Origin of the sequence: Streptomyces sp. ITFR-16 (assembly GCF_031844705.1) — a bacterium.
Lineage (GTDB): Bacteria > Actinomycetota > Actinomycetes > Streptomycetales > Streptomycetaceae > Streptomyces.
Genome location: NZ_CP134609.1, coordinates 4,625,550 through 4,652,446, shown reverse-complemented (window position 1 = coordinate 4,652,446; position 26,897 = coordinate 4,625,550). Strand labels below are relative to the sequence as shown.

Sequence of the window (26,897 nt, the reverse complement as noted above, 5' to 3'; positions counted from 1 at the left end):
ACCGGATCAGGTCGTCGTACGACGCCGCCGAGCACCCGGACGCCGCTCGCTCGGCCGCGTCACCGGGTCACCGGCCTCCTTCGCCGCGTCCCGGCGCCGCGCGCCGAACTCCGCCAGGGCCTCGGCCAGCTTGTGCACCGAGGGCTCCGGCGACAGCACGTCCACGCGCAGACCGTGCTCCTCGGCGGTCTTCGCCGTGGCCGGGCCGATACACGCGATGACCGTCACATTGTGCGGCTTGCCGGCGATGCCGACCAGGTTGCGCACCGTCGAGGACGAGGTGAAGAGCACCGCGTCGAAACCGCCGCCCTTGATCGCCTCACGCGTGTCGGCGGGCGGCGGCGAGGCGCGGACCGTGCGGTACGCGGTGACGTCGTCGACCTCCCAGCCCAGCTCGATGAGCCCGGCCACCAGCGTCTCGGTGGCGATGTCGGCCCGCGGCAGGAACACCCGGTCGATCGGGTCGAAGACCGGGTCGTACGGCGGCCAGTCCTCCAGCAGCCCGGCGGCGGACTGCTCACCGGAGGGCACCAGGTCCGGCTTCACACCGAAGTCGACCAGCGCGGCGGCGGTCTGCTCACCGACGGCCGCGACCTTGATCCCGGCGAAGGCCCGGGCGTCGAGCCCGTACTCCTCGAACTTCTCCCGCACGGCCTTCACCGCGTTGACGCTGGTGAAGGCGATCCACTCGTAGCGGCCCGTGACCAGGCCCTTGACCGCGCGCTCCATCTGCTGGGGCGTACGCGGCGGCTCGACGGCGATCGTCGGCACCTCGTGCGGCACCGCACCGTAGGAACGCAGCTGGTCGGAGAGCGACGCCGCCTGCTCCTTCGTCCGCGGCACGAGCACCTTCCAGCCGAACATCGGCTTGGACTCGAACCACGCGAGCTGGTCGCGCTGGGCGGCGGAGCTGCGCTCCCCGACCACGGCTATGACGGGCTGGTGCCCATCCGGCGACGGCAGGATCTTGCCCTGCTTGAAGACCTGGGCGATGGTGCCGAGCGTCGCCGTCCAGGTGCGCTGGCGCGTCGTCGTACCGGCGGCCGTCACCGTCAGCGGGGTGTCGGGCTTGCGGCCCGCCGAGACCAGTTCGCCGGCGGCCGCGGCCACCGCGTCGAGCGACGTCGAGATGACGCACGTGGCGTCGCTCGCGCCGACCTCGCTCCAGCAGCGGTCCGAGGCGGTGCGGGCGTCGACGAACCGGACGTCCGCGCCCTGCGCGTCGCGCAGCGGCACCCCGGCGTACGCGGGCACGCCCACGACGTTGGCGACACCGGGCACGACCTCGAAGGGAATGCCCGCGGCGGCGCAGGCCAGCATCTCGCCGCCCGCGTTCCCGTCCAGACCGGGATCACCGGCGACGGCACGGACGACCCGCCTGCCGCCCTTCGCGGCCTCCATGACAAGATTGGCCGCATCCCTGAGAACGGGAACACCGGCGGCTGTTGACTGCGCGTCAACAACCGTCAGCTCAGGCGTGCTTACGCCTGCCCGCGCATGGCAGCGAACGACGCCGAGAACGTCCGGCTCGGCGACAAGAACGTCCGCGCTCGCGAGCGCCTCGACGGCGCGCAGAGTCAGCAGTCCCGGGTCGCCGGGACCGGCGCCGAGGAAGGTGACGTGCCCTGCGGACAGGACAGGAAAATCGGATGCGGCGGGGCCGGTGGGGCTCAAAGTGCTCGCTCCCCCATAAGACCGGCCGCACCCTTGGCGAGCATCTCGGCCGCGAGTTCGCGACCGAGCGCCGCCGCGTCGTCGTGCGACGTGGGAACGGGACCGGTGGTGGACATCTGCACCAGCGAGGAACCGTCGGTGGAACCGACGACACCCCGCAGGCGCAGTTCGTTGACAACCTGACCGTCGGCCAGGAGGTCGGCCAGCGCACCCACGGGTGCGGAGCAGCCGGCCTCCAGGGCGGCGAGCAGGGCACGCTCGGCGGTCACGGCGGCCCGGGTGTACGGGTCGTCGAGCTCGGCGAGCGCGGCGGCGAGGTCGGCGCCGGCGGCGGCGCACTCGATCGCCAGTGCTCCCTGGCCGGGAGCGGGCAGAACGGTGTCGACCGACAGGAAGTCGGTCACCTCACCGGTCAGGCCGAGGCGGCTGAGCCCGGCCGCGGCGAGTACCACCGCGTCCAGTTCACCGCTTCGTACAAATCCGATACGCGTATCCACGTTGCCCCGGATCGGCACCGTCTCGATGTCGAGGCCGTGGCTGCGGGCGTACGCGTTGAGCTGCGCCATGCGGCGCGGCGATCCGGTGCCTATGCGGGCGCCGGACGGCAGCTGCCCGAGGGTCAGCCCGTCCCGCGCCACCAGCACGTCGCGGGGGTCCTCACGGACCGGCACCGCGGCCAGCACAAGGCCCTCGGGCTGCGCGGTCGGCAGGTCCTTGAGCGAGTGGACGGCGAAGTCCACCTCCCCGCGCAGCAGCGCCTCGCGCAGCGCGGCGACGAACACGCCGGTGCCGCCGATCTGCGCCAGGTGCTCGCGGGAGGTGTCCCCGTACGTGGTGATCTCGACGAGCTCGACGGCGCGCCCGGTCACCTCGCGAACCGCCTCGGCGACGAGTCCGGACTGGGCCATGGCGAGCTTGGAGCGCCGCGTGCCCAGCCGGAGCGGCGCGGGACTGCGCGCGCCCGGGGGTGAGTTGTCGGTCATGACCGCCCTCGATTCGGGTCGTTCAGGTCTGCCCGGGAGACGGCGGCGACCGTCTGCGGGTCGAGGTCGAAGAGTTCCCGCAGTGCGTCGGCGTACCCGGCGCCGCCGGGCTCGCTGGCGAGCTGCTTGACCCGCACGGTGGGCGCGTGCAGGAGCTTGTCGACGACGCGGCGCACGGTCTGCGAGATCTCGGCGCGCTGCTTCTCGTCCAGGTCGGGGAGGCGTCCGTCCAGCCGGGCGATCTCGCCCGCGACCACGCCGGCGGCCATCGTGCGCAGGGCGACGACGGTCGGGGTGATGTGGGCGGCGCGCTGGGCGGCACCGAAGGCGGCGACCTCGTCGGCGACGATGGTGCGCACCTGGTCCACATCGGCGGCCATCGGGGCGTCCGCGGACGCCTCCGCGAGCGACTCGATGTCGACGAGGCGCACACCGTCGAGGCGGGCGGTGCCCCCGTCGATGTCGCGCGGCATGGCGAGGTCCAGCAGGGCGAGCCGGACCGGTCCGGTGGACTGCGCGGGCACGACGGCACGGCGCACGGCCCGGTCCTGCGCGGCCTGGGTGGAAAAACCGTTCTCCACCCAGGCGGCGTGCTGGTCCGGGTCGGCGGTCGGCGCCGGTACGGTCGCGGCCGGCGGCTCGTACGCGGGGTCGAAGTCGAGGCCGAGCGCCCCGGCGACGGCCTCCGCGCTCAGCACCAGGCCGGTGGCGCCGGTGCAGGAGACGACGACATCGGCACGTGTCAGTTCGTCGGAGACCGCGGCCATCTCCACGGCGTGCGCGGTCACCCCCGTGCCGCCGGGCTGGTTGAGGATCTCGACCAGCCGGTCGGCGCGGGCGCGGGTGCGGTTGGCGACGACGATCTCGGCGACACCGGTCCGGGCCAGGGTCGCGGCGGCCAGCGAGGACATCGAGCCCGCGCCGATCACCAGGGCGCGCTTGCCCTGGGCCCAGGCGGCGGGGTCGCCTCCCTCGGCGAGCTGTTCCAGGCCGAAGGTGACGAGCGACTGCCCGGCCCGGTCGATCCCGGTCTCGCTGTGGGCGCGCTTGCCGACCCGGAGGGCCTGCTGGAAGAGGTCGTTGAGCAGCCGGCCCGCGGTGTGCAGCTCCTGCCCCAGCGCCAGCGCGTCCTTGATCTGGCCGAGGATCTGGCCCTCGCCCACGACCATCGAGTCCAGCCCGCAGGCCACCGAGAACAGGTGGTGGACGGCCCGGTCCTCGTAGTGCACATAGAGATACGGAGTGAGCTCGTCCAGTCCGACGCCGCTGTGCTGGGCGAGCAGGGTGGACAGCTCGGCCACACCCGCGTGGAACTTGTCCACATCGGCGTACAGCTCGATGCGGTTGCAGGTGGCGAGGACGGCGGCCTCGGCGGCGGGCTCCGCCGCGAGGGTGTCCTGGAGCAGCTTGGCCTGGGTGTCGGCGGCCAGCGAGGCCCGCTCCAGCACGGAGACGGGTGCGCTGCGGTGGCTCAGCCCCACGAGAAGCAGACTCATGCCGGCATCACGGCGGGCATGTCCCCGTCGGGTCCCTTCCGGCCGCCGGTCGTGGCGCGTACGGGCGGCGCAGCCGGGTCGGGGCCGCTGTCGGCGGCCTCCTCGCCGGCCTTGCGCTGCTCGTGGAACGCGAGGATCTGCAGCTCGATCGAGAGATCGACCTTGCGTACGTCGACGCCCTCGGGCACCGAGAGCACGGTCGGGGCGAAGTTCAGGATGGAGGTGACACCGGCGGCGACGAGGCGGTCGCAGACCTGCTGGGCCGCGCCGGGCGGGGTGGTGATCACACCGATCGACACCCCGTTCTCGCTGATGATGCGGTCCAGGTCGTCGGCGTGCTGGACGGGGATCCCGGCGACGGGCGTACCGGCCATCGCGGGATCGGCGTCGATCAGCGCGGCGACCCGGAAGCCGCGGGAGGCGAATCCGCCGTAGTTGGCGAGCGCGGCGCCGAGGTTGCCGATGCCGACGATGGCGACCGGCCAGTCCTGGGTGAGGCCGAGTTCGCGGGAGATCTGGTAGACGAGATACTCGACGTCGTAGCCGACACCGCGCGTCCCGTAGGAGCCGAGGTAGCTGAAGTCCTTGCGCAGCTTGGCGGAGTTGACCCCCGCGGCCGCGGCGAGCTCCTCGGACGAGACCGTGGGGACCGAACGCTCGGAGAGCGCGGTCAGCGCGCGGAGATACAGCGGAAGTCGGGCGACGGTGGCCTCGGGAATTCCTCGGCTACGGGTCGCCGGTCGGTGATTTCGGCCAGTTGCCACGGTGCTCCTGCGGGATGAGCGGGGCTGCAGGCGGCCGTATGTCCCAAGACCGCCCCGTCGAATGCAGGCTATGTCTTTGTGAACGCGTGCACAAAGATAGTGTCCGTTTTGTCCGGTCAAAGTGACCGGGGTCACGCGCATCCGCCGCGCGATCCAGGAACCATGGATCGCATCAGCCCGTTGCAGGCCCGAAGGGGGCAAAGCGGTACACACTCCTCACGACTACGCCCCCGAGACCACTCAAAACGCCCACGATGGTAACCGGGTTTCACTCATGAAAGCAGCGCGCTGCGCAGTCTCGCCGGGTCCACCCGCCAGAACGTGTGCTGTTCGTTATCAATGAGCACCACGGGGATCTGCTCCCAGTACTCCCGGTACAGCTCCTCGTCCCGGGTGATGTCCTTCTCCTCCCAGGACGCGCCGGTCTCCTCACAGACCGACCGCACCACCAGCCTGGCATCGTCACAGAGATGGCACCCGGGTTTTCCGACAAGGGTCACCACACGGTCGGCGGGCTGCTTCTTCTTCGCGCGGCGCAACAGGGGGCTCATGCCTCTTATTCTGCGCCGATACCGAGCGCGGTCCGCTCTTGAACCGGTACGTCCCGGATCGCCCGTTTAACGCATCGGTCTCCGAGAGTTCACGCCACCGCATCCCGCCAGGTCGGGAAGGGCCGGGCCGACTGGCTATGCTCACGGCATGGCCGCTCTTGGATGGCTCACACCCCGTAGGCGCTCCGCGACAGCACGGAGCGTGCTGGCGGGCGAGGCGGCGGCGGAGGCCGCGCGCAAGTCCTCGCTGGACGCCGGGCAGTCCGCGGACACCGAGGACACCGCCGCGTCCGGCACCGAGGCCGCCGAGCCCGAGTTCCCCGTCGTCGGCGACGACCGGGCCGCCGCCTTCTTCGACCTCGACAACACCGTGATGCAGGGCGCCGCGATCTTCCACTTCGGCCGCGGCCTCTACAAGCGCAAGTTCTTCGAGCGCCGCGAACTCACCCGGTTCGCCTGGCAGCAGGCGTGGTTCCGGCTGGCCGGCGTCGAGGACCCGGAACACATGCAGGACGCCCGCGACAGCGCCCTGTCCATCGTCAAGGGACACCGCGTCTCCGAGCTGATGTCCATCGGCGAGGAGATCTACGACGAGTACATGGCCGACCGCATCTGGCCCGGCACCCGCGCCCTCGCCCAGGCCCACCTGGACGCCGGACAGAAGGTCTGGCTGGTCACCGCCGCCCCGGTGGAGACCGCCACGATCATCGCCCGCCGCCTCGGCCTCACCGGCGCGCTCGGCACCGTCGCCGAATCGGTCGACGGCGTCTACACCGGCCGCCTGGTCGGCGAACCCCTGCACGGCCCGGCCAAGGCCGAGGCCGTCCGCGCGCTGGCCGCGGCCGAGGGCCTGGACCTGGCGCGCTGCGCCGCGTACAGCGACTCGCACAACGACATCCCGATGCTCTCCCTGGTCGGGCACCCGTACGCGATCAACCCGGACACCAAGCTCCGCAAGCACGCCCGCGCCCTGGACTGGCGGCTGCGCGACTACCGGACGGGCCGCAAGGCGGCCAAGGTCGGCATCCCGGCCGCGGCCGGCGTCGGCGCCCTCGCCGGCGGCACCGCGGCGGCCGTCGCCCTGCACCGCCGCCGCCGCTGACACCCTGCCGCCCGGCCCCGTCCCGCCGGTGGTCCGCCGGGGCCGGGCCACGCCCGGCCCCCCGCCGCCAATCGGGACCCCTTACCCAGCGACCGCTCCCGCCAGTCGGGTTGCCCGGACTCGACCACAACCCGTCGCGCCCGCAGGCAGATCACGAAGTAATCCGATCAATAAACGGTCACGATGTGCTACTTGATGTGTCGAATAGTCGCTACAGAAGCGACGTAATCGATGATTTGAGCAACTGGGTGTAGCACTGCCTGTACGAAGCGTTATTCTCCTCAGACGCATTCCGGAACCCACCACTCACTACGACGAGTGACGGTTTCGCACTGCACGTGATGGAAGCTCTGCCTCTGGGAGTCCCGTGTACCCACACGTCGGGGTTGACGCCTCGGGCCTGGCTACGCTGCGCGCAACGGTCGCCGACCGCTTGCGCGGCTTCGTCCCCACCGCGTACGCCGTACCCGCATTTGCCACCCCTGCACCTGCCGGCCCTTGCTACGCCCTGGCCGAACGCGGTGCGGCGGTCGGAAGACGCAGCAACCGCGGCGCAACGACCACGTCCACCGTTCGTCGGCCGACCGCCGACAGCGACAGCGCGCGCATGATGGATCTCGTCGAGCGCGCACAGGCCGGTGAGGCTGACGCCTTCGGCCGCCTCTACGACCAGTACAGCGACACCGTCTACCGCTACATCTACTACCGCGTGGGCAGCAAGGCGACGGCGGAGGACCTCACGAGCGAGACCTTCCTGCGCGCCCTGCGGCGCATCTCCACGTTCACCTGGCAGGGCCGCGACTTCGGCGCCTGGCTGGTCACCATCGCTCGCAACCTGGTCGCCGACCACTTCAAATCCAGTCGTTTCCGGCTGGAAGTGACCACCGGCGAAATGCTCGACGCCAACGAGGTCGAGCGCAGCCCCGAGGACTCCGTCCTGGAGTCCCTCTCCAATGCCGCACTGCTGCAAGCCGTGCGCCGACTCAACCCCCAGCAGCAGGAGTGCGTGACCCTGCGCTTCCTCCAGGGCCTCTCGGTCGCCGAGACCGCCCGGGTGATGGGCAAGAACGAGGGCGCGATCAAGACCCTGCAGTACCGCGCCGTCCGCACCCTCGCCCGGCTCCTTCCGGACGATGCCCGCTGACCCCACCCCGGGCCGAATCACTCTCGGCGATATGTTCATCACGCACTGGTCCGATCATCTTTCGTGCGTAACCCAAGTGCCGCGCCACTCGTTGTGCCGGTTGCAGGCCCCCTGTCGTCACACCATGTCCGCAGCCACTCACTCATTCGTGTGGATGCGCTCAAGGTGTGCAACCTTCCGGACCCCCAGGGGAGTCGACCGTCATGACGAGAGGAGGTGCCGCCAGTGATCGCAAACGTTTCGGCACACCGGCGGGCGAACGCCTTCGCCCAGGCCCTGGAGGAGCAGTCGCTCCGCGGTGCGGCGGCCGTACAGCCCGAGGACCCGGCCGACCAGGCCGACCGCGGACCGCTGTTGGCCCTGGCGAACGGCCTCGGTGAGCTACCGAAGCCGCAGTTGGATCCCGAGGTCAAAGTGGTGCAGCGAGCCCAGCTCGTCGCCGCCATGGAGGCCATGCTCGCCGAGGGCGGCGCGTCCGTGGACCCTACGGTGCCCGAACAACGGAGCAAGGGAGCCCACCGGGCCTCCCCGCTCCGGAAACTGCGCCCCAAATCACGCTGGACGAAGGGCCTCGCCGCCGGCGGGCTCACGGTCGGTGTGGCCGCGGGAGCCTTCGGCGGAGTGGCCGCTGCCAGTTCCGACGCCCTCCCGGGTGACTCGCTCTACGGCCTGAAGCGCGGCATGGAGGACATCCACCTCGGCCTCGCCGACAGCGACACGGACCGCGGCGAGGTCTATCTCGACCAGGCCTCGACCCGCCTCAGCGAAGCGCGCCGGCTCATGGAGCGCGGCCGCTCGGGCGACCTGGACCACGAGCAGCTCGGCGAGGTCAGACGCACGCTCAACCGCATGACCCACGACGCCACGGAAGGCCACCGCCTCCTGCACGCGGCCTACGAGCGGGACGGCGCCATCGGTCCGATCCAGACCCTGGACTCCTTCTCCCGCTCCCACCGCGACAGCTGGACCAACCTCCGCGACCGCCTCCCCGTACAGCTCTCCGACGTCGGCGACCAGGTCAGCTCGGTCTTCGCGGCCATAGACGAAGAGGTCGCACCGCTGGAGTCCCTGCTCCCCCGCGCCCCGGAGAAGAGCGACGGCTCCCGGAAGCAGCCCGGCGCCCCCGGCACCAGCGCGGACCCGTCCGCACGCCAGGACGCCCCGTCACCCTCGTCCCCCGCCGACCAGCACGGGAGCAGCCCGGACACCAGCTCATCGCCGCACCCCTCGGACTCGGGCAGCACCCCGGCGGACGGCCTGATCGCGGGCGGTACGGACGGCCTCTTCGACCCGCCGTCCCCCGGCGCCACCTCACCGTCGAAGGGCACCCCGAGCACCGCCCCGACCCCGGACATCACCCTGCCCCCGCTGATCCCCGGCCTGATCGGCGGCCTGGGAATCGACGCCCAGAACGAAAAGGACTGACGCGAAACCGCCGGACGGGCACGTTCAAGCCCGTCCGGCTCGTCGAGCCCCATCAAGCCCGTCCGGCGATCGAGGACAGAGGCGTCTCCCGGCCGCACCCGGGCAGGCCCACCGGCACCCTCAGAAGAACACCGACCGCCGCTGCACCAGCAACTTGTACAACGTGTGCTGAATCTGCTCCCGCACCTGATCCGTCAGATTGAACATCAGCATCGGATCCTCCGCCGCCTCCACCGGATACCCATCCGTGGGAATCGGCTCACCGAACTGAATCGTCCACTTCGTCGGCAGCGGCACCGCCCCCAACGGCCCCAGCCAGGGAAACGTGGGCGTGATCGGGAAGTACGGGAACCCCAGCAACCGCGCCAGCGTCTTCGCGTTGCCGATCATCGGATAGATCTCCTCCGCGCCCACGATCGAGCACGGCACGATCGGCACGCCCGCCCGCAGCGCCGTCGACACGAAGCCGCCCCGCCCGAAGCGCTGGAGCTTGTACCGCTCGCCGAACGGCTTGCCGATCCCCTTGAAGCCCTCCGGCATCACACCGACGACCTCGCCCTGCCGCAGCAGCCGCTCCGCGTCCTCCGCACAGGCCAGCGTGTGCCCGGCCTTGCGGGCCAGCTCGTTCACCACCGGCAGCATGAAGACCAGATCCGCCGCGAGCAGCCGCAGATGCCGCCCCGCCGGATGGTTGTCGTGCACCGCGACCTGGAGCATCAGCCCGTCCAGCGGCAGCGTCCCCGAGTGGTTGGACACGATCAGCGCCCCGCCGTCCGACGGGATGTTCTCGATGCCCTTCACCTCGACCCGGAAGTACTTCTCGTACACCGGCCGCAGCATCGACATCAGGACCTGGTCGGTCAGCTCCTCGTCGTAGCCGAACTCGTCGACCTCGTAGTCCCCCGTGACCCGCCGCCGCAGGAACGCGAGCCCGCCCGCGATCCGCCGGTCCCAGCCACCGCGTCCCGCGCCCTCGGGGGCCACCACAGCCTCCTCTGGCTCCTGCGGCGGCAGCGAGGCGTCCAGCTGCCCCGGAAGGGCGCTCACGGACCCGTTGCCGCGTACCGGGGAGCGCCGGCGCGCGGCGCGCGGCAGACCCCCCGACCGCGAACGGTCGTCGTCGAACGGAATGACCTTGGCATCCGCCATCGTCGCTGCGCTCCTCTACCTGGCGCTCGGAGTCGGGTGTGTGTCGTCGTCGGCCCCGCCGATGCCCGGAGCCGTGCCGGTCCCCCCGGCGAGCCGCGTCGCGGCCACCCGGTCCACGGCCCGGCCCACCGCCTCGGGCGGCAGCAGCCCCGGCGCCCGGCTGCGCGCGAACTCCGCGAAGGTCTCGGCCGTGGAGAACCGCGGGGTGAACCCCAGCGTCTCGCGCATCTGGACCGTGGAGACCACCCTGCCATGGGTGAGCAGCCGGATCTGCTCCGGCGAGAAGTCCGTCATGCCGACCGCCCGCAGCGCCTGCCCGACCCAGGTGACCGCTGGCAGCAGCAGCGGCATGGTCGGCCGCCCCAGCCGCCGCGAGCACTGGGAGAGCAGCAGCACCCCGTCGCCCGCGATGTTGAACGTGCCGCTGTTCAGCGTCCCGCGCCTCGGCTCACTCGCCGCCAGGCCCAGGACGTCGATGACGTCGTCCTCATGGACGAACTGCAGCCTGGGGTCGTACCCGAACACCGTCGGCAGCACCGGCAGCGACAGATAGTCGGCCAGCGGCGAGTCCGCGTCGGGACCCAGGATGTTCGCGAACCTCAGCACGCACACGGCCACGTCCGGCCGGCGGCGCGCGAAGCCCCGTACGTACCCCTCGACCTCCACCGCGTCCTTCGCGAAGCCGCCGCTCGGCAGCGACTTGGGCGGGGTCGTCTCGTGGAAGACCGCCGGGTCGCGGGGCGCGGAACCGTACACACCGGTGCTGGACTTGACCACCATCCGCTGCACGGCCGGGGCCTTCTGGCAGGCGCCGAGCAGCTGCATGGTGCCGATGACATTGGTCTCCTTGACCGCCGTACGGCCCTGGGCGCCGAGCGCCTTGCCGCTGACGTCCAGGTGGACCACGGTGTCGACCGTGTGCTCGCCGAGCACTCTGGCGATGGCGGGCTGGCGGATGTCCGCGCGTACGAAGACGGCGTCGCCCAGATTGTGATCGGGATCCACCGCATCGACCGCGATCACCCGGTCCACGCCCGGCTCCCGCTGGACACGCCGTACGAAACGGCCGCCCAACTGCCGGGCCGCTCCCGTGACGAGCACGACCTTCCCCAAGATCAGCGCCTTCCGTCGGTCTCCCGTGCGAGAGGTGAGTAAGCCCCTCGCACGTCACCGTAGCGGTTCGACACCCCCCGTACACAGCACCGCAGCCCTCCCGCCTTGAACGGCGGAAGGGCTGCGGATTTCACGAACTGCGTTCGCTTACTTCTTGTTGCGACGCTGAACGCGCGTGCGCTTGAGCAGCTTGCGGTGCTTCTTCTTGGCCATCCGCTTACGCCGCTTCTTGATAACAGAGCCCACGACTACCCTCGCTCACTTCTTCTTCACTGGTGCGGGGCGTCTGGGCCCACACGACCTACGTCGGCCTAGCCTACCCGCCACCGCGTGAGGGACGTAATCCGAGGGGAATGTCAGGCCGTCCCCACCCCCACGAAGGACTCGCGGAGATACTCGTGAACCGCTTGCTCCGGCACCCGGAAGGACCTGCCCACCCGGATCGCCGGCAGATGACCGCTGTGCACCAAGCGGTACACGGTCATCTTCGACACTCGCATGACCGAGGCGACTTCCGCCACGGTCAGAAATTTGACCTCGTTGAGAGGCCTCTCGCTGTCAGCAGCCATGACTCACCTGTACCTTCCGCACGAGACGCGCACCGGCTTCCCCTCCGGTGACTCTTCGTCGTTGTGCGCTCACTCCCCAGATTAGGGGCGGGTGATGCGAGTGGGGAAGAGGAGAGACGATCGGCCGCCTACTGTGACAGACACGCCCGATTGAGTACATAGCGCGTGAGCGGCAGGTAGTAGGCCGACCGCACGGCGTCGTCGAGCGGGACCGCGACCGACACCCGCCCCTCGGCCTCACCGACGAACAGCGCGGGGTCGTCCGTATCGGCCAGCCCGATCGCCTCGATCCCCAGCTGACCTGCCCCGCAGACCCATCCGTGGTCCCCGACGACGAGTTCCGGCAGCGGCCCCCGGGCGTCCGCGGCGGCCTCCAGAACGACCCTCACGGGCAGCGGGGAGTGGGTGTGTGCGCCGGTGCCACCCCCGGGCGCCCGCGCGCCGGGTTCACGCACCAGCGCGACTCCCCGTACGTAGTCGAGGTTGTACGCGCGTACGCCGAACCGGGTCGTTATGTCGATACATCGCCCCTGCGCCGGGGTGAGTACGGGACATCCCACCGCCGACAAAGCGTCTGCCAGCGCCGCGTAGAAGCCCAGCAGCCGGTGCGGATGGCCCGTCCCGAACAGCACCGGCGCCCGCCGGGCCGCCGCATCGGACAACCGCGCGGCAAACGCGTCCAGCCCCGCGAGCGTCCGCTCCGGATCGATCACATCGGGCCCCGACACATGGGCTGGATCGTCCGAGACCCCGCACTTGTCCGCCATCAGCCGCAGCAGCTCACGCTCTCCCCACCCCCGGCCGGGATCCAGGCCGAGCAGCACCCGGGGATCCCTGGCCGCGAAGAGCCGGTAGCTCCGCAGGCTCACCTCCCGCGAGGTCGCCACGGGCCCGGCCAGCCGGGCCGCCAGCAGATGCGCGCGCAGCGCGCCGGTGCTCAACACCCTGCCGATGCTGCCCCACTCGCCCCGCCGAGGGGCCAAAATCCTTGTTGCGCCCCACAGTTGGCGTAACCCGCACTCATGCCCGTCAGGTCAGCAGCCCCCGCAGCGGGAACGCCGCCCGCCGGGTCGCCAGCACCGCCTGGTCCAGCCGGTCCGCCGGGTCGTACCCGTCCTCCCACGGCTTCCACGACGGAGTACGCCCGTCCGTCATCCGTGCCGGCCCGAGCTGCCGCGTCCGCGCGTACACCTCGTCCCGCCAGGACGACGGGATCACCGACTCCGGGTCCACGGGCGCGTGCGCGGCGATCCCGACCAGATGCGTCCAGGACCGCGGCACCACGTCCACCACCGCGTAGCCGCCCCCGCCGAGAGCCACCCAGCGCCCGCCCTCCGCATACCGGTGGGCCAGGTCGTGGCAGGCCTCCATCACGGCCCGCTGCGCGTCCAGCGACACCGCGAGATGGGCCAGCGGGTCCTCGAAGTGTGTATCGGCCCCGTGCTGCGTCACCAGCACCTGCGGCCGGAAGTCCGCCAGCAGCTCGGGCACCACCGCGTGGAACGCCCGCAGCCACCCCGCGTCGCCCGTCCCGGCCGGCAGCGCCAGGTTCACCGCACCGCCCTCACCGGCCCCGGCCCCGGTCTCCTCGGGCCAGCCGGTCTGCGGGAAGAGCGTCCTGGGGTGCTCGTGCATCGAGACGGTCAGGACCCGGGGGTCCTCCCAGAAGGCCGCCTGCACCCCGTCCCCGTGGTGCACGTCCACATCGACGTACGCGACCCGCTCGGCCCCCAGCTCCAGGAGCCGCGCGATGGCGAGCGCCGGATCGTTGTAGATGCAGAACCCGGCCGCCCCGCCGGGCATCGCGTGATGGAGCCCGCCCGTGAAGTTCACCGCGTGCCCGGTCACCCCGCGCCACACGGCGTCGGCCGCCGCCACCGACTGCCCGGCGATCAGCGCCGACACCTCGTGCATCCCGGCGAACGCCGGATCGTCCGTGGTCCCGAGGCCGTAGCCCTGGTCCGCCGAGCGGGGATCGGCCGAGGCCGCCTTCACCGCCGCCACGTAGTCCGAGCGGTGCACCAGCCGCAGAGTCGAGTCACCGGCCGCCTTGGCGGCCACCACGTCCACTTCTCTGTCCAGGCCGAACGCCCGCACCAGCCCCATCGTCAGGGCAAGCCTGACCGGGTCCATGGGATGACTGTCCCCGAAGTCGTATCCCGTTACTGCGTCATCCCACATCAACTGTGCGCGGCCGCTCATGCCCGCCACCGTATCGGGCGGGTTCCGCGCCGAACGACTTGGCGTACACCAGCGTCGCGAGCACCAGCACCATGGGGACGAGCATCGCGCCCCGGTAGCTCCAGGCATCGCCGAGCGCCCCCACCAGGGGCGAGCCGACCAGGAATCCCACGTAGTTGAAGATGTTCAGCCGCGCGATCGCGGTGTCGCTCGCCCCGGGGAACATCCGCCCGGCGGCCGCGAACGTCTGCGGCACGATCACGCACAGCCCGAGCCCCAGCATCGTGAACCCGAGCATCCCGGTCCAGGCCCCGCCGGCGACCGCCACCACCCCGAACCCGGCCGCGGCCAGCACCGTCCCGCACCGCACCACGGCCACCGCACCGAACCGCCGCACCCCGAAGTCCCCGACAGCCCGCCCCAGCAGCGTCGTGACCATGTAGACGTTGTACGGAACGGTCGAGAGCTGCTCCGAGCTCCCCAGCACGTCCTGCAGATACTTCGCGCTCCAGTTGGAGACCGTCGAGTCCCCGATGTACGCGAAACACATCACCAGACACAGCGGCATCAGCAGCCTGAAGGACACCGACGCGGCCTTCCCCGGCTCGCCGCCCTGCCGCGACTCCTCCTCGACCTTCCCCTCGACGTACCACCGGCTCCCGATGAACGCGACGGGCAGCAGCACCACGACCGCCGGAAGGTACGAGACCAGCAGCGACAGATCCCAGTGCGCCCCGGCCCACGCCATCGACGCCCCGGCGATCCCGCCCAGGCTGTACGCGGCATGGAAGCCGAGCATGATGGAACGCCCGTACGCCCGCTGAAGGCTGACGCCCATCATGTTCATGGACGCGTCCAGCGCACCGACGGACAGCCCGAACACCCCGAGCGCCACGGCCGCTTCCCACACCTCGCTGCCGGCACCGACGCCGAGCAGCGCGAGCAGGACGACGGGCTGGGCCCACCGCAGGACCACCCTCGGCCGCACCCGCGCGACCACCTTCTCGGTGACCACGCTGCCCACACCTGCCAGGATCGGCACGGCGGCGAGGAACACGGGCAGCAGGCCGTCGGATATCCCGTACCGGTCCTGAATGGCGGGAATCCGGGTCACGAGGAGAGCGAACGTGACCCCTTGCACGAAGAAGCTCAACGCGAGGGACGCTCTGCCGTGCCGCAACCGTGCATCTGTCATGGGCGCGAGCGTAGAGCCAGTTTCTACCCATGGGTAGATGCGTCAGGCGAGCAATTCCCGCAGCTGGCTCATGTCGGAGAAGTGCCCGGTCACCCCGGCCAGCCGGTCCGCGGGCATCATCGAGGTGAACCCGTACACGTCCATGCCGGCCGCCCGGGCCGCCTCGACCCCGAGCGGGCTGTCCTCGATGACGACGCACCGCTCGGGCGCCACCCCCATCCGCTCGGCGGCGAGGAGGAACAGGTCGGGCGCCGGCTTCCCCCGGCCGACGTCCTCCGCGCTGAAGATCCACTCCTCCTCGAACCACTGGTCGAGCCCGGTGCTGGTGTGACTGACCCGGATCCGCTCGTGGCTGCTGGAGGACGCGACGCAGTACGGGACTCCGTCGGCGACGAGCTGTCCCAGCAGGTCATCGACGCCCGGGACGGGTTCCAGCTGCTGCTGGAACGCGGTGAAGATCCGCGCGTGGAGCGTGTCGTCGAAGTCCGCGGGCAGCTTCTCGCCGCCCCTCTCTTCGACAAGGTCGTGCACGCGGTGCACGGCGGAGCCCATGTAGTCGCGAAGGGACTCCTCGTACGAGGTGGGGTGCCCGAGCTCCGTGAGGTAGCCGGCCAGGATGGTGTTGGCGATCGGCTCGCTGTCCACGAGCACACCGTCGTTGTCGAAGATGACCAGTTCGTAGCGCATGCCACGACCTTAAACCGTCGGAACGCAGAAAAGCCCCGTGCCACAAGGGCACGGGGCTTTCCGCAATAATTGTTCGGCGGCGTCCTACTCTCCCACAGGGTCCCCCCTGCAGTACCATCGGCGCTGAAAGGCTTAGCTTCCGGGTTCGGAATGTAACCGGGCGTTTCCCTAACGCAATGACCACCGAAACACTATGAAATTCAAAACAACCGGTACCATCACAGCCGTTCGTTATTTCAGAACTAACACAGTGGACGCGAGCAACTGAGGACAAGCCCTCGGCCTATTAGTACCAGTCAGCTCCACCCGTTACCGGGCTTCCACATCTGGCCTATCAACCCAGTCGTCTACTGGGAGCCTTAACCCCTCAAGGAGGTGGGAATACTCATCTCGAAGCAGGCTTCCCGCTTAGATGCTTTCAGCGGTTATCCTTTCCGAACGTAGCCAACCAGCCATGCCCTTGGCAGGACAACTGGCACACCAGAGGTTCGTCCGTCCCGGTCCTCTCGTACTAGGGACAGCCCTTCTCAATATTCCTACGCGCACAGCGGATAGGGACCGAACTGTCTCACGACGTTCTAAACCCAGCTCGCGTACCGCTTTAATGGGCGAACAGCCCAACCCTTGGGACCGACTCCAGCCCCAGGATGCGACGAGCCGACATCGAGGTGCCAAACCATCCCGTCGATATGGACTCTTGGGGAAGATCAGCCTGTTATCCCCGGGGTACCTTTTATCCGTTGAGCGACAGCGCTTCCACAAGCCACTGCCGGATCACTAGTCCCGACTTTCGTCCCTGCTCGACCCGTCGGTCTCACAGTCAAGCTCCCTTGTGCACTTACACTCCAACACCTGATTGCCAACCAGGCTGAGGGAACCTTTGGGCGCCTCCGTTACTCTTTAGGAGGCAACCGCCCCAGTTAAACTACCCATCAGACACTGTCCCTGATCCGGATCACGGACCCAGGTTAGACATCCAGCACGACCAGAGTGGTATTTCAACGACGACTCCACAACCACTGGCGTGGCCGCTTCAAAGTCTCCCACCTATCCTACACAAGCCGAACCGAACACCAATATCAAACTATAGTAAAGGTCCCGGGGTCTTTCCGTCCTGCTGCGCGAAACGAGCATCTTTACTCGTAGTGCAATTTCACCGGGCCTATGGTTGAGACAGTCGAGAAGTCGTTACGCCATTCGTGCAGGTCGGAACTTACCCGACAAGGAATTTCGCTACCTTAGGATGGTTATAGTTACCACCGCCGTTTACTGGCGCTTAAGTTCTCAGCTTCGCCAACCCGAAAGTCAGCTAACCGGTCCCCTTAACGTTCCAGCACCGGGCAGGCGTCAGTCCGTATACATCGCCTTACGGCTTCGCACGGACCTGTGTTTTTAGTAAACAGTCGCTTCTCGCTGGTCTCTGCGGCCACCCCCAGCTCAGACAGTAAATGTCATCACCAGTGATGGCCCCCTTCTCCCGAAGTTACGGGGGCATTTTGCCGAGTTCCTTAACCATAGTTCACCCGAACGCCTCGGTATTCTCTACCTGACCACCTGAGTCGGTTTAGGGTACGGGCCGCCATGAAACTCGCTAGAGGCTTTTCTCGACAGCATAGGATCATCCACTTCACCACAATCGGCTCGGCATCAGGTCTCAGCCCTAATGTGTGACGGATTTACCTACCACACGGCCTACACCCTTACCCCGGGACTACCACCGCCCGGGCTGGACTACCTTCCTGCGTCACCCCATCGCTTACCTAATACAAGTCTGGTTCGTCGGCTCCACCACTACCCTCAACTCCGAAGAGATCAGGCCGGCTTCACGGACTTAGCATCGCCTGATTCAGTACTGGGCGTTTCAAAGCGGGTACCGGAATATCAACCGGTTGTCCATCGACTACGCCTGTCGGCCTCGCCTTAGGTCCCGACTTACCCTGGGCAGATCAGCTTGACCCAGGAACCCTTAGTCAATCGGCGCACACGTTTCTCACGTGTGTATCGCTACTCATGCCTGCATTCTCACTCGTGAACCGTCCACAACTCGCTTCCGCGGCTGCTTCACCCGGCACACGACGCTCCCCTACCCATCCCAGCAGGCGTTGGCCCTTAATGCTGGAATGACACGACTTCGGCGGTACGCTTGAGCCCCGCTACATTGTCGGCGCGGAATCACTTGACCAGTGAGCTATTACGCACTCTTTCAAGGGTGGCTGCTTCTAAGCCAACCTCCTGGTTGTCTCTGCGACTCCACATCCTTTCCCACTTAGCGTACGCTTAGGGGCCTTAGTCGATGCTCTGGGCTGTTTCCTCTCGACCATGGAGCTTATCCCCCACAGTCTCACTGCCGTGCTCTCACTTACCGGCATTCGGAGTTTGGCTAAGGTCAGTAACCCGGTAGGGCCCATCGCCTATCCAGTGCTCTACCTCCGGCAAGAAACACACGACGCTGCACCTAAATGCATTTCGGGGAGAACCAGCTATCACGGAGTTTGATTGGCCTTTCACCCCTAACCACAGGTCATCCCCCAGGTTTTCAACCCTGGTGGGTTCGGTCCTCCACGAAGTCTTACCTCCGCTTCAACCTGCCCATGGCTAGATCACTCCGCTTCGGGTCTTGAGCGCGCTACTAAACCGCCCTATTCGGACTCGCTTTCGCTACGGCTTCCCCACACGGGTTAACCTCGCAACACACCGCAAACTCGCAGGCTCATTCTTCAAAAGGCACGCAGTCACGACGCACCGAGCAAGCTCGATGCGCGACGCTCCCACGGCTTGTAGGCACACGGTTTCAGGTACTATTTCACTCCGCTCCCGCGGTACTTTTCACCATTCCCTCACGGTACTATCCGCTATCGGTCACCAGGGAATATTTAGGCTTAACGGGTGGTCCCGCCAGATTCACACGGGATTTCTCGGGCCCCGTGCTACTTGGGTGTCTCTTAAACGAGCCGTCAATGTTTCAGCTACGGGGGTCTTACCCTCTACGCCGGACCTTTCGCATGTCCTTCGCCTACATCAACGGTTTCTGACTCGTCTCACAGCCGGCAGACCATGAAAAAGAGATCCCACAACCCCGCATGCGCAACCCCTGCCGGGTATCACACGCATACGGTTTGGCCTGATCCAGTTTCGCTCGCCACTACTCCCGGAATCACGGTTGTTTTCTCTTCCTGAGGGTACTGAGATGTTCCACTTCCCCTCGTTCCCTCCACACTGCCTATGTGTTCAGCAGCGGGTGACAGCCCATGACGACTGCCGGGTTTCCCCATTCGGACACCCCCGGATCAAAGCTCGGTTGACAGCTCCCCGGGGCCTATCGTGGCCTCCCACGTCCTTCATCGGTTCCTGGTGCCAAGGCATCCACCGTGCGCCCTTAAAAACTTGGCCACAGATGCTCGCGTCCACTGTGCAGTTCTCAAACAACGACCAGCCACCCATCACCCCGCCCTTCCGGACGAGTGCACTGGGGCCGGCAACCGAAGGACGACCATGACGGCCGTACCCTCAGATACCCAACAGCGTGCCCGGCACAGTCAACCCGTCTACGTGTTCCACGCCGAAGCAGTACTAACGAAAACTTGCCAACCGTGCCGAATAGTCAACGTTCCACCCATGAGCAACCAGCACCGAACATTCGCCGGTGTACTGGCCTCTGACCAGGCAAGCCCGGTAAGAAGTGCTCCTTAGAAAGGAGGTGATCCAGCCGCACCTTCCGGTACGGCTACCTTGTTACGACTTCGTCCCAATCGCCAGTCCCACCTTCGACAGCTCCCTCCCACAAGGGGTTGGGCCACCGGCTTCGGGTGTTACCGACTTTCGTGACGTGACGGGCGGTGTGTACAAGGCCCGGGAACGTATTCACCGCAGCAATGCTGATCTGCGATTACTAGCAACTCCGACTTCATGGGGTCGAGTTGCAGACCCCAATCCGAACTGAGACCGGCTTTTTGAGATTCGCTCCGCCTCGCGGCATCGCAGCTCATTGTACCGGCCATTGTAGCACGTGTGCAGCCCAAGACATAAGGGGCATGATGACTTGACGTCGTCCCCACCTTCCTCCGAGTTGACCCCGGCAGTCTCCTGTGAGTCCCCATCACCCCGAAGGGCATGCTGGCAACACAGAACAAGGGTTGCGCTCGTTGCGGGACTTAACCCAACATCTCACGACACGAGCTGACGACAGCCATGCACCACCTGTCACCCGACCACAAGGGGGGCCGTATCTCTACGGCTTTCCGGGCGATGTCAAGCCTTGGTAAGGTTCTTCGCGTTGCGTCGAATTAAGCCACATGCTCCGCTGCTTGTGCGGGCCCCCGTCAATTCCTTTGAGTTTTAGCCTTGCGGCCGTACTCCCCAGGCGGGGAACTTAATGCGTTAGCTGCGGCACCGACGACGTGGAATGTCGCCAACACCTAGTTCCCAACGTTTACGGCGTGGACTACCAGGGTATCTAATCCTGTTCGCTCCCCACGCTTTCGCTCCTCAGCGTCAGTAATGGCCCAGAGATCCGCCTTCGCCACCGGTGTTCCTCCTGATATCTGCGCATTTCACCGCTACACCAGGAATTCCGATCTCCCCTACCACACTCTAGCCTGCCCGTATCGACTGCAGACCCGGGGTTAAGCCCCGGGCTTTCACAACCGACGCAACAAGCCGCCTACGAGCTCTTTACGCCCAATAATTCCGGACAACGCTTGCGCCCTACGTATTACCGCGGCTGCTGGCACGTAGTTAGCCGGCGCTTCTTCTGCAGGTACCGTCACTTTCGCTTCTTCCCTGCTGAAAGAGGTTTACAACCCGAAGGCCGTCATCCCTCACGCGGCGTCGCTGCATCAGGCTTTCGCCCATTGTGCAATATTCCCCACTGCTGCCTCCCGTAGGAGTCTGGGCCGTGTCTCAGTCCCAGTGTGGCCGGTCGCCCTCTCAGGCCGGCTACCCGTCGTCGCCTTGGTAGGCCATTACCCCACCAACTAGCTGATAGGCCGCGGGCTCATCCTTCACCGCCGGAGCTTTCAACCTTCCCCCATGAGAGAGAAAGTATTATCCGGTATTAGACCCCGTTTCCAGGGCTTGTCCCAGAGTGAAGGGCAGATTGCCCACGTGTTACTCACCCGTTCGCCACTAATCCACCCCGAAGGGCTTCATCGTTCGACTTGCATGTGTTAAGCACGCCGCCAGCGTTCGTCCTGAGCCAGGATCAAACTCTCCGTGAATGTTTTCCCGTAATCGGGTCGACACCACGAGAGCGGAACAATCAGGCCGGAATAAGACCGATCGTCCACTGTGTCCTCGCTGTGTTCATTGCCTACCAAACCCCGAAGGGTCTGCCAGGACTTTCAAAGGAACCTCCAACCTGCCGAAGCAGGCCGGGGTATCAACATATCTGGCGTTGACTTTTGGCACGCTGTTGAGTTCTCAAGGAACGGACGCTTCCTTCGTACTCACCCCTGCGGGCTTTCCTCCGGGCGCTTCCCTTCGGTCTTGCGTTTCCGACTCTATCAGACTCTTTCGCGTCCGATTCCCGGCCGAAGCGGGTCCCGCATTTTCCGCTTTCCAGTTCTTCGCTTTCGCGTTTCCCTTTCCGGCGAGTCCGACTCTATCAGATCCTTTCGGGCCTGATTCCCAGTCAGCGGGGCTTGTCCTCCCGGCTGTTGGGCCGTTCCGACGAGTGAGACATTAGCGGAATCCAGGGCCTCGACGCTAATCGGGGTCGCGTTCCTTCGAACGCGGATTCCTCATTTCGCACATGCGCACGCCGAGATAGGCGACAGCTGTCGCGTACTCGTTGTGGTTACTGCGGAATGGCTGTCCGGGGACCGACCGGGGTCGGCGCTCACGTCGGACAACTCGGAGCACATTACGTATGCCGCGAGGGTGTGTCAACCCCGGCCCTGGGTGGGGTGCGGTGGAAGGCCAGGCGGTAGTCGCGGGGGCTGGTGTCCAGGTGGGTGGCGAAGTGCTGGCGCATGGTGACCTCGCTGCCGAAGCCCGTGCGGCGGGCCACCTCCGGCAGAGGCAGATCGGTGCGCTCCAGCAGCTTCTGAGCTGCTGCGATGCGCTGGGTGATCAGCCAGCGCAGTGGAGTGGTGCCGGTGGTGGCGCGGAAGTGGCGGGCGAAGGAGCGCGGGGACATGCCGGCCCGGGCGGCGAGCTCCGCCACCGTGTGCGGTTGTGCCAAGTGGGTCAGGGCATGGGCCCGTACGGCGGCGAGGGTGTCGGCGTCGCGGTCCGTGTGCGGGGTGGGCTGCTCGATGAACTGGGCCTGGGTGCCCGTGCGGAACGGGGCGGTGACCATCGAACGGGCGATCGTCGCCGCGGCCTCCGCGCCATGGGCGGTGCGGACGAGATGGAGGCAGAGATCGATGCCGGCCGCCGTGCCGGCGGAGGTCCAGAGGTTGCCGTCGTGGACGAAGAGGGCGTCGGGCACGACCGTCACCCCGGGGTGGCGGGTGCGCAGGCCGTCCGTGAGGTTCCAGTGGGTGACCGCCCGGCGGCCGTCGAGGAGTCCCGCCTGCGCGAGCGTGAAGGCCCCTCCGCAGAGCGCGGCGATCGGGGTGGCCCGGGCATGGGCGCGGCGCAGGGCTTCGAGGACGGGAGCGGGGGCCTCGGTCACATGGTCGTCGAGACCCGGGACGACGACCAGGTCGGCGCGGTCCAGCCAGCCCAGCGTGCGGTCGGGCGTCAGGAAGAGGCCGCCCCGGAGCGGGACGGGGGCGGGGGTGGCCGCCGTGCGGCGCAGGTCGAAGGGCGGGACACCCCGGTCGGTGCGGTCCACGCCCCAGACCTCCGTGATGACGGAGACGTCGAACGCGCGGATGCCGGGGAAGGAGACGAGCGCGATCCGGGTGGTCGGAGCCATCGTGGCAGTAAAGCATCGATCGATGGCTTTCCGACCTCTGGGCGGTCCGGGCACCCGGCGCCAGGATCGTGGTCATGGAGATCGCAGAGAACGCGGCACTGATCGTGGTGGACGTACAGCGGGGTTTCGAGGAGGAGGCGTACTGGGGGCCTCGGAACAATCCCTCGGCGGACGGGAACATCGCCGGGCTGATCGACGCCTGGCAGGCGGACGGCCGGCCGGTCGTCTTCGTACGGCATGACTCGGCGAAGCCGGATTCGCCGTTGCGGGCGGGGTACCGGGGCAACGACTTCAAGGCGTACGTCCAGGAGCGGCGGGGCCGGGGCGGTGGGCCGGAGCTGCTGGTGACGAAGAGCGTGAACTCGTCCTTCTACGGGACGCCGGACCTGCGGGCGTGGCTGGACGCGGCCGGGGTGCGGCAGATCGTGGTGGCCGGGATCCAGACCAATATGTGCGTGGAGACGACCGCGCGGATGGCGGGGAACCTCGGGTACGAGGTCTTCGTGCCGCTCGACGCGACGTACACCTTCGATCTGGTGGGGCCCTGGGGCTGGACGCTGGGCGCGGACGAGCTGGCGCGGGCCACCGCCGTGTCGCTGCACGGCGGTGGGTTCGCAAAGGTGGTGCGCAGTGCGGAGCTGATCGCCGCCGCGGCGTAGCTCAGCCGTTGCCGGAGGCGAGTTCGCGGCTGCGGTCGCGGGCGGCTTCGAGGGCCGCGATGAGCGCGGCGCGTACGCCGTGGTTCTCCAGTTCGCGGATGGCGCTGATGGTGGTGCCGGCCGGGCTGGTGACGGCTTCGCGGAGCTTGACCGGGTGCTCGCCGCTGTCGCGGAGCATCACGGCCGCGCCGATGGCGGCCTGGACGATGAGGTCGTGGGCCTGGGCGCGGGGCAGACCGAGCAGGATGCCGGCGTCCGTCATCGCCTCCACGAGGAAGTAGAAGTACGCGGGGCCCGAGCCGGAGAGCGCGGTGGCCGCGTCCTGCTGGGACTCCGGGACGCGCAGGGTCTTGCCGACGCCGCCGAAGATCGCCTCGGCGGTGGCGAGGTGCTCGGAGGTGGCGTGGCTGCCCGCGGAGATGACGGACATGCCCTCGTCGACCAGGACGGGGGTGTTCGGCATGACGCGGACGACCGGGGTGCCCGTGGTGAGGCGGTCCTCGATGAAGGCGGTCGTGATGCCGGCGGCGGCGCTGATGACCAGGCGGTCGGCGGTGATGTGGGGGGCGAGTTCGTCCAGGAGGCGGCCCATGTCCTGGGGCTTGACCGCGAGGATGAGGATGTCGGCGCGCTTGGCGGCCTCGGCGTTGGTGACCGCGTCCACGCCGTAGCGGTCGTGGAGCTCTGCGGCGCGCTCCGAGCGGCGGGTGGTGACCAGCAGGTTCGCCGGGCGCCAGCCGGCCCGGATCATGCCGCTGAGCAGGGCCTCGCCGATCTTGCCGGTGCCGAGGACTGCAACTGTCTGGGTCATGCGGTTCACCCTCCGGGCGGTGCTCGCTGTGCACGGTGCTCAGTGCTCGTCCCCGTCATCCTCGCACCGGCCGTTCAACCGGTGCGGCGGCGGAGGGTGGCCGCGCCCAGGGTGAGGACGAGGAGCGCGCAGCCCGCGACGATCGCCACGTCCCGGACGAAGTCGCCGGTGATGTCGGTGTGGTGGAGCACCTCGTTCATCCCGTCGACGGCGTACGACATGGGCAGGACGTCCGAGACGGCCTTGAGGACCGGGGCCATCTGGTCACGGGCGATGAACAGGCCGCAGAGCAGCAGCTGCGGGAAGATCACGGCCGGCATGAACTGGACGGCCTGGAACTCCGACGCGGCGAACGCCGAGACGAACAGTCCGAGCGCCGTGCCGAGCAGCGCGTCGAGCAGGGCGACCAGGAGCAGCAGCCACGGCGAGCCGGTGACGTCCAGGCCGAGGGCCCACACCGAGAGGCCGGTGGCCAGGAGCGACTGGAGGACGGCGACGGCTCCGAACGCGAGGGCGTAGCCCGCGATCAGGTCGCCCTTGCCCAGGGGCATGGCGAGGAGCCGTTCCAGGGTGCCCGAGGTGCGTTCGCGCAGGGTGGCGATCGAGGTCACCAGGAACATCGTGATCAGCGGGAAGATGCCGAGCAGCGAGGCCCCGATGGAGTCGAAGGTCCCCGGGCTGCCGTCGAAGACGTACCGCAGCAGCGTGATCATCACGACCGGGATCAGCAGGAGCAGCGCGACCGTACGGGGGTCGTGGGCGAGCTGGCGCAGGACGCGGGCGGCGGTGGCGAGGGTGCGGGCGGGGCTCAGCGGCGGGGTGCCGGTCGTGGTGCTCATCGGGCGTTCTCCTGACGGGTGGCGGCCGCGTCGACCAGGTGGAGGAAGGCGTCTTCGACGGTGTCGGTACGGGCCTCGGTGCGCAGGGCCTCGGGGGTGTCGTCGGCGAGGATCTCGCCGTCGCGCATCAGGAGCAGCCGGTGGCAGCGCTCGGCCTCGTCCATGACGTGGGAGGAGACGAGGAGGGTGGTGCCCCGGTCGGCGGCGAGGGTGTGGAAGAGCTTCCACAGGTCGCGGCGCAGGACGGGGTCGAGGCCGACGGTGGGTTCGTCGAGGACGAGCAGGTCGGGGGTGCCGAGCAGGGCGACGGCGAGGGAGACCCGGGTGCGCTGGCCGCCGGAGAGGGTGCCGGCGAGGGCGTCGGCGTGGCTGGTCAGGTCGACCTCGGTGATGGCGCGGGTGACGGCCGCGCGCCGGTCGTCGCGGTGGCGGCGGCCCGGCCGGAGGATCGAGGCGAAGTAGTCGAGGTTCTGCCGGACGGTGAGGTCGGTGTAGACGGACGGTGCCTGGGTGACGTACCCGACGCGGGGGCGCAGGGTGGGGTGGCCGGCGGGGCTGCCCAGGACCCGGAGGGTGCCGGTGACCTTGGCCTGGGTGCCCACGACGGCGCGCATCAGGGTGGATTTGCCGCAGCCGGAGGGGCCGAGGAGTCCGGTGATCCTGCCGGGTTCGACGGTGAAGTCGAGGCCCTTGAGGACGGTGCGGCTGCCTCGTACGACGGTGAGGCCACGGGCCTCGATGGCGGCGCCCGAAGAATTCATCATGTGATGAATTTTGGTCCCGGCAGGGCGCCGCCGTCAAGGGACGGGCGGAAGCGGGGCGGTTTCGGCGGGGCGGGGCCGGTTTCAGCGGATGGCCACGCCCAGCTGGATGACGTACTCCTCCTCGACCGTGCCGTCGGGGAAGAGCGCCGCGAGGTGGTCGCGCTCCTCGGCGAGGAAGCGCCGGGTGAGTTCGTCGCCGAGGACCAGGAAGGCGGAGTGGCCGCCGAGGTCGGCCAGGTGGGTGGCGAGCGGGATCCGCCGGGACCAGGGGACGCGGCGGTGCGCGAGGTCGAGTCCGGGCGGCAGGTCGCGGTGCCCGGCCGGCGAGCCGCGGGCGCTGCTGCCGTCGGCACCCGCCTCCTCGCGGAAGAAGCGGCGCAGCCGGCTGTCCTGGCCCGCGGTCCACGGGACGGTGTGGTCGGTGACGTTCCACCAGAGGGCGAGCGCGCCGCCCGGCCGCAGGACGTGCAGGGCCTCGGGGGTGGAGCGGGCCGGGTCGGTCGGGGCCTGGTCCGGAGTTCCCCGTCGTCCGCGCGAAGCGCGGGCGCAGCGGCGGTCGGTGTGTGCGACCGTGCGGCGAGCGTGCGTGCCGGGCGTCGGGGCGCGGACGGGGCACTCCGGACCGGGCCCTGGTGCCAGGACCGGGCGTAGGTGATCAGGTCGGCCGAGGCGGCGGCGAAGGGGAGCCGGTTGCCGTCGCCGCGTACGAGGGGACGTCCGGGAGGCCGCGGCGCAGCTCGGCCGCCGTGCCGGGGCCCGGTCCGCCGACGACGACGCGGGCCCCCGGTCATGGAGCCGGCGGGTGGAGATCCCGGTCCCGGCGCCCACGTCGAGCGCGCGGGCCGGCCAGTTTCTCGACGGTGTCGAGAAGGGCGTCCGGATAGCCGGGGCGGGCCGCTGCGTACTGACCGGCGCCCCGGTCGAAGGAA

Annotated in this window: 22 protein-coding genes and 3 rRNA genes; 4 read left to right on the top strand and 21 right to left on the bottom strand. The window is 68.4% G+C overall.

Annotation, left to right across the window (positions count from 1 at the left end; all coding sequences use genetic code 11):
- Positions 1–6: 6 nt before the first annotated feature.
- From RLT58_RS20625 to RLT58_RS20605, 5 genes are all read right to left on the bottom strand, one after another.
- The gene (locus RLT58_RS20625) at positions 7–1,674 is read right to left on the bottom strand and encodes a bifunctional uroporphyrinogen-III C-methyltransferase/uroporphyrinogen-III synthase (protein WP_311311846.1); all 1,668 of its coding nucleotides are present in this window, start codon (positions 1,672–1,674) and stop codon (positions 7–9) included.
- Positions 1,671–2,657, bottom strand: coding sequence for a hydroxymethylbilane synthase (gene hemC / locus RLT58_RS20620; RefSeq protein ID WP_311311845.1), 987 nt, complete (start codon positions 2,655–2,657; stop codon positions 1,671–1,673). The genes RLT58_RS20625 and hemC overlap by 4 nt, the downstream gene beginning before the upstream one ends.
- Entirely contained in the window at positions 2,654–4,153 is a 1,500-nt protein-coding gene (locus tag RLT58_RS20615) for a glutamyl-tRNA reductase (protein ID WP_311311844.1), read from the bottom strand. The genes hemC and RLT58_RS20615 overlap by 4 nt, the downstream gene beginning before the upstream one ends.
- On the bottom strand, positions 4,150–4,917 hold the full coding sequence (locus tag RLT58_RS20610; RefSeq protein WP_311311843.1) for a redox-sensing transcriptional repressor Rex: 768 nt from the start codon (positions 4,915–4,917) through the stop codon (positions 4,150–4,152). The genes RLT58_RS20615 and RLT58_RS20610 overlap by 4 nt, the downstream gene beginning before the upstream one ends.
- Positions 4,918–5,189: 272 nt before the next feature.
- Positions 5,190–5,468 (bottom strand): glutaredoxin family protein, encoded by a 279-nt coding sequence (locus RLT58_RS20605; protein WP_311311842.1) that lies wholly within the window; start codon positions 5,466–5,468, stop codon positions 5,190–5,192.
- A gap of 148 nt (positions 5,469–5,616) precedes the next feature.
- Between RLT58_RS20605 and RLT58_RS20600 the strand changes: the two genes are divergently transcribed.
- From RLT58_RS20600 to RLT58_RS20590, 3 genes are all read left to right on the top strand, one after another.
- Positions 5,617–6,570 (top strand): HAD family hydrolase, encoded by a 954-nt coding sequence (locus RLT58_RS20600; RefSeq protein ID WP_311311841.1) that lies wholly within the window; start codon positions 5,617–5,619, stop codon positions 6,568–6,570.
- A gap of 367 nt (positions 6,571–6,937) precedes the next feature.
- Positions 6,938–7,714: an ECF subfamily RNA polymerase sigma factor, BldN family gene (locus RLT58_RS20595; protein WP_311311840.1), complete on the top strand. Its 777-nt coding sequence runs from the start codon at positions 6,938–6,940 to the stop codon at positions 7,712–7,714.
- Positions 7,715–7,939: 225 nt separating this feature from the next.
- Positions 7,940–9,139 (top strand): DUF5667 domain-containing protein, encoded by a 1,200-nt coding sequence (locus RLT58_RS20590; protein ID WP_311311839.1) that lies wholly within the window; start codon positions 7,940–7,942, stop codon positions 9,137–9,139.
- A 120-nt stretch (positions 9,140–9,259) separates the two neighbouring features.
- Here RLT58_RS20590 and RLT58_RS20585 read toward each other — a convergent pair whose 3' ends face one another.
- The 12 genes from RLT58_RS20585 to RLT58_RS20530 form a co-directional block, all read right to left on the bottom strand.
- Positions 9,260–10,288, bottom strand: a complete 1,029-nt coding sequence (locus tag RLT58_RS20585; RefSeq protein WP_311311838.1) for a lysophospholipid acyltransferase family protein — start codon at positions 10,286–10,288, stop codon at positions 9,260–9,262.
- 15 nt (positions 10,289–10,303) lie between these two features.
- Positions 10,304–11,401 (bottom strand): NAD-dependent epimerase/dehydratase family protein, encoded by a 1,098-nt coding sequence (locus RLT58_RS20580; RefSeq protein WP_311311837.1) that lies wholly within the window; start codon positions 11,399–11,401, stop codon positions 10,304–10,306.
- Between the two features lie 147 nt (positions 11,402–11,548).
- Positions 11,549–11,647, bottom strand: a complete 99-nt coding sequence (locus tag RLT58_RS20575; protein ID WP_003948845.1) for a 30S ribosomal protein bS22 — start codon at positions 11,645–11,647, stop codon at positions 11,549–11,551.
- Between the two features lie 110 nt (positions 11,648–11,757).
- Complete coding sequence (locus RLT58_RS20570; RefSeq protein WP_123460011.1) at positions 11,758–11,970, bottom strand: helix-turn-helix domain-containing protein; 213 nt, start codon at positions 11,968–11,970, stop codon at positions 11,758–11,760.
- Between the two features lie 128 nt (positions 11,971–12,098).
- Positions 12,099–12,914 carry a phosphatase gene (locus RLT58_RS20565; protein WP_311311836.1) on the bottom strand — a complete coding sequence of 272 codons (816 nt, stop codon included), beginning with the start codon at positions 12,912–12,914 and terminating at the stop codon, positions 12,099–12,101.
- Positions 12,915–12,999: 85 nt separating this feature from the next.
- The gene (locus RLT58_RS20560) at positions 13,000–14,172 is read right to left on the bottom strand and encodes an acetoin utilization protein AcuC (RefSeq protein WP_311311835.1); all 1,173 of its coding nucleotides are present in this window, start codon (positions 14,170–14,172) and stop codon (positions 13,000–13,002) included.
- Entirely contained in the window at positions 14,141–15,346 is a 1,206-nt protein-coding gene (locus RLT58_RS20555) for an MFS transporter (protein ID WP_311311834.1), read from the bottom strand. The genes RLT58_RS20560 and RLT58_RS20555 overlap by 32 nt, the downstream gene beginning before the upstream one ends.
- 42 nt (positions 15,347–15,388) lie before the next feature.
- Entirely contained in the window at positions 15,389–16,033 is a 645-nt protein-coding gene (locus RLT58_RS20550) for an HAD family hydrolase (RefSeq protein WP_311311833.1), read from the bottom strand.
- A gap of 71 nt (positions 16,034–16,104) precedes the next feature.
- Positions 16,105–16,221, bottom strand: a 5S ribosomal RNA gene (gene rrf, locus RLT58_RS20545).
- A 78-nt stretch (positions 16,222–16,299) separates the two neighbouring features.
- Positions 16,300–19,423 (bottom strand): 23S ribosomal RNA (locus RLT58_RS20540).
- A gap of 300 nt (positions 19,424–19,723) precedes the next feature.
- Positions 19,724–21,249, bottom strand: a 16S ribosomal RNA gene (locus tag RLT58_RS20535).
- The 16S, 23S and 5S rRNA genes sit together here, the layout of an rRNA operon.
- Positions 21,250–21,893: 644 nt before the next feature.
- Entirely contained in the window at positions 21,894–22,895 is a 1,002-nt protein-coding gene (locus tag RLT58_RS20530) for a GlxA family transcriptional regulator (protein WP_311311832.1), read from the bottom strand.
- 74 nt (positions 22,896–22,969) lie between these two features.
- Here RLT58_RS20530 and RLT58_RS20525 point away from each other — a divergent pair, with 74 nt between their 5' ends.
- The gene (locus RLT58_RS20525) at positions 22,970–23,554 is read left to right on the top strand and encodes a cysteine hydrolase family protein (protein WP_311311831.1); all 585 of its coding nucleotides are present in this window, start codon (positions 22,970–22,972) and stop codon (positions 23,552–23,554) included.
- A gap of 1 nt (position 23,555) precedes the next feature.
- Here RLT58_RS20525 and proC read toward each other — a convergent pair whose 3' ends face one another.
- The 4 genes from proC to RLT58_RS20505 form a co-directional block, all read right to left on the bottom strand.
- Positions 23,556–24,365 carry a pyrroline-5-carboxylate reductase gene (gene proC, locus RLT58_RS20520; protein ID WP_311311830.1) on the bottom strand — a complete coding sequence of 270 codons (810 nt, stop codon included), beginning with the start codon at positions 24,363–24,365 and terminating at the stop codon, positions 23,556–23,558.
- A gap of 74 nt (positions 24,366–24,439) precedes the next feature.
- The gene (locus RLT58_RS20515) at positions 24,440–25,204 is read right to left on the bottom strand and encodes an ABC transporter permease (protein WP_311311829.1); all 765 of its coding nucleotides are present in this window, start codon (positions 25,202–25,204) and stop codon (positions 24,440–24,442) included.
- Complete coding sequence (locus RLT58_RS20510; protein ID WP_311311828.1) at positions 25,201–25,968, bottom strand: ABC transporter ATP-binding protein; 768 nt, start codon at positions 25,966–25,968, stop codon at positions 25,201–25,203. Before RLT58_RS20510 ends, RLT58_RS20515 begins: the two co-directional genes overlap by 4 nt.
- An 81-nt stretch (positions 25,969–26,049) precedes the next feature.
- A complete protein-coding gene (locus tag RLT58_RS20505; RefSeq protein ID WP_399131657.1) occupies positions 26,050–26,796 on the bottom strand; it encodes an SAM-dependent methyltransferase in 747 nt (248 codons plus the stop codon).
- Positions 26,797–26,897: the final 101 nt, after the last annotated feature.